This window comes from Roseateles sp., from assembly GCF_044373315.1.
Taxonomy (GTDB): Bacteria; Pseudomonadota; Gammaproteobacteria; order Burkholderiales; family Burkholderiaceae_C; genus JACDQM01.
This window is the reverse complement of the sequence record NZ_JBILQK010000195.1, coordinates 1-3,247: the sequence shown is the minus strand read 5'-3', so window position 1 is coordinate 3,247 and position 3,247 is coordinate 1. Positions and strand designations below refer to the sequence as shown.

General features: G+C 62.3%; 2 protein-coding genes. One reads left to right on the top strand and one right to left on the bottom strand.

The window, feature by feature from the left end; genetic code table 11:
- Positions 1–440: 440 nt before the first annotated feature.
- Complete coding sequence (locus ACIQ67_RS20265; RefSeq protein ID WP_397536180.1) at positions 441–1,328, bottom strand: S1/P1 nuclease; 888 nt, start codon at positions 1,326–1,328, stop codon at positions 441–443.
- Positions 1,329–1,339: 11 nt separating this feature from the next.
- On the opposite strand from ACIQ67_RS20265, the gene ACIQ67_RS20260 reads away from it, so the two are divergent.
- Positions 1,340–2,107, top strand: a complete 768-nt coding sequence (locus ACIQ67_RS20260) for an SOS response-associated peptidase family protein (protein WP_397536179.1) — start codon at positions 1,340–1,342, stop codon at positions 2,105–2,107.
- Positions 2,108–3,247: the final 1,140 nt, after the last annotated feature.

The window sequence follows — 3,247 nt, the reverse complement described above, 5'->3', positions numbered from 1 at the left end:
CTAAGAGATACGGAATTCGCGGGCAAGGTCAAACCGCCTGGCCCTCAACACCGAGCCTTCATAATCCGGTCGTCCTTGCCTGGTCCAGTTTGGGGTGGCCACAGGTGGGGGAGTTTGCACTGGCCATCGGGGATGTATTCGAGTCGAATAACCGCGCATGTTAGCGGCGGGAGGCCGCTGATTTGGTCGGCAGCCTGAGAGCTGTCGTTCGCAAATGACTGTTCCTGGTCGTTAGCCGTCACCGGCTGAGATGCCAGCGACAGGCAGCATCCGCTGTGTGCTGTCGGGTGACTTAAGCGGCTGTAGGCTGGCTGCGCTGAAGTCCTGGCCCATCATCCGATTCAGAAGGCTTTCCGACTTTCTCGGATCGTTGAATACATCTTCCTGACTACCTTCTTGGCCTTGCTGCGCTTCGGCGCCAGCAACCAAGCCGGAGCGCACTAACGCAGCGCACCATTCAGTGTCCCCGCCAGTCGTTTGGCAGCAGCGCTCAGGCGGGCCTTAAGGGTTGCGTCGTGCGCGACTTGGTACGCCTCCCCGACCACGCGCGAATCGGGATAGAAGTCCGGCTGAGCCACCACCCTGCAAGACTCTTGCGCCCAGGCGAGAGGTGCCGGCTCGATCGGTTCGGCCTGGCTACGCACCGATGTGGCGATCTCCTCTCGCACACTGGAGGAACCGCCAGGGCGATTCACGATCAGCGCCGTGTCCCAAAGCGAATGCAGATTGCCCCCTTTGCCGAAGGCTTGGACCTGAAACAGGTTGCCGCCCTTGTCTTCGCCGAAGCCGGCATGCAAAGGCTGATGCACGTCGGCCACCAGATGGACCACGAACTTCAGCGCTTTGAGCCGATCCTGCCCTGGCGCCTCTGAGCGCAGGATATTGACTTGCGCTTTGATGGCTTCGATCACGCAGTTCCCATCGGCACAGTAGCGCTGTGCGTCGTAGGCGCAGTCGGCGTTGTCAAAGTTGACGTAGTGCCAGGCGCCAGTCTTGCGGTCGCGGATCTCGTCGGCCCAAGTGGCGATGGAGGACAGCGTGGCACCTGGCTCCAGTGCCAGCAGTCGCTGCACATGCGCCTTCGCCGCGAGGCTGAGTTGCTGCTCAGCCAATGCAGCGATCATTCGATGGACTTCGTAACCCCAGGCGTTGGCAGGGTTCGCCGTCAGGCTGCCCCACAGCGCTGTCAGCAGGAGGGGAATGTGTCGCAAGTGGAGGCGCATGGAGAGGCGGTCATGAAGGACCATGGGTAGCTTCGTGTTCGTTGCGGCACGGTGCAGGTCCGGGCGCGCAGTGTATCGAGGCGCCGTTGCGCCTGCTGCCGGCATACAGTTGGCGCATGTGCAACCTGTACAACGTCAGCGCCAAGGGCGAAGCGGAACGCTACATCGGCAAGTCGGCGCGCCTGCCGGATTACGTGCTTGGCACGGTCGGCCCCTTTCAGCCAGGCTTGTTCTTGCGACCGGCAGACGGGGCCTTGCTTGGTCAAGTTGGCCAATGGGGATTGATCCGGCCAGGCGCCTCTGCACGCATTGAGTTGATCGAGCCCAGGGTCGTGCCAGGCGCCAAGCCGCGCAAGCCACAGCCCAAGAGCACCAACAATGCGCGGCTTGAGTCGGTGCATCGGCTGCCGACGTTTTCAGGGGCGTGGAAGGCGGGGCAGCGCTGTCTGATCCCTGCGACTTGGTACCAAGAGCCGAACTGGGAGTCGGGTCGCAATATCTGGTGGCAGTTGCGCCGCGCAGACGGCCTGCCGTGGATGCTGGCCGGCCTTTGGTCGGAGTGGACCGATCCAGGGACGGGTGAGCTTGTCCCCAACTTCACCATGCTGACCCGGAACTGCAATGAGCATCCGCTGCTGAATCGCCTGCACAAGCCGGACCCCACGCTCAAACCGGGGGAGGCTGAAGACAAGCGCGCAGTCGTGCATGTCGAGCCGGCGCTGTGGGAGTCATGGTTGCTTGGCTCAGAATCGCAGGCCCGGCAGGTGCTCAGCGTTCTACCGCCCCCTGAGTTTTTCGACCCGACAGATGCGCAGCGGACGGATCAGGTGCTGGCTGAGCAAGAGGTTCAGCGCAAGACGTCTGAGCAGCCAGGACTGTTCTGACCACGCGGCACCACCACATCTGGTCGTAAAGCTCTTCCTTGGCCCTGGGACCTGGGGCCACGGCACGCTGCTGACCACAGATCAGAATGTGATGGCGGCGCATGAGGACCACGCGCGCCTTGTAGAGCGGCTCAAACACCATCGGCATCAGGTGAGCGTGCACCTGGGCACGCTCCCGATCGACCGTTGACCAGGTCCACAAGCGATCCAGATCCAACTCGGCCCGCAGGGGCGTGGCAGCACGCACCTCCTCCCGGGGTCGGCGCACACCCAACCTGCACAATTCGACAACATCCACCCACATGCTGTGTATTTATACAGTATTCATATGAGTGCGGGGTCAGCTGAAGAGCCTGGAGAGACCAGGAGCTTGCCGAGTTGTGCGCAGATCATCAGTTCGCCGTGAACTGGGCCTCGGCGGCGATCCAGTCTGCCCAGGTGGATTCCATCACCTCGGGTACGGGCAGACGGTCTGCAGGCCAAGGTCGGGGCAGAGAGCGCACCAAGCTAGCCAAGGCTCGCGAAATCAGGCCCGCTGCGGTTCCAGCATTGGGCGCCGGGGTAGGAATGTTGGCGTGCATAGCAGTCTCCTTGGTGCGCAGACTTTGATCGCTATGCAGGGTGTTTGCTATCCGACAGAGGGGCGATACCCACCAAAGAGGGCCATGAGGGGGGCAGAAGAGCGGCCATGCTCTGACGATTCATGCGGAGGGACATGCAGCTCAGCGCCTGTGCCTAGAAGATCGTCGGGTGAATGGGAATGTGCAAGCTGGCGAGCAGGTGTTGAGCGGCACTCGGAGTGCGCTCCAGGCTGAGAGCGGAAGTTCACCAACGGCCGCCATGCGGCGGCGCCGGGGCGGACAGCGATTCCAAGGGGACGTCCCCGCCTCGCTGCCGATCACGCTCAGGGGCCAGGCCAAGGTCAACACGCACTGGCAGCTGTTCTGCCTGGTGCACAACATCGAGAAGCTGACCAGAAGCGGGTGGAGAGGATGAGGGCGGCGCTGGAGCGTGGGGCCTGTCCGAATTTCCGTGTGTGAGGCTCATTGAACCTTCACCGGTATCGTGAAGCTGGTTGCAGATCTTACGGGCTCGGTTTCGTGAACCGGTCTTCGTAGAGGATCGCAAACTGGTTCATCG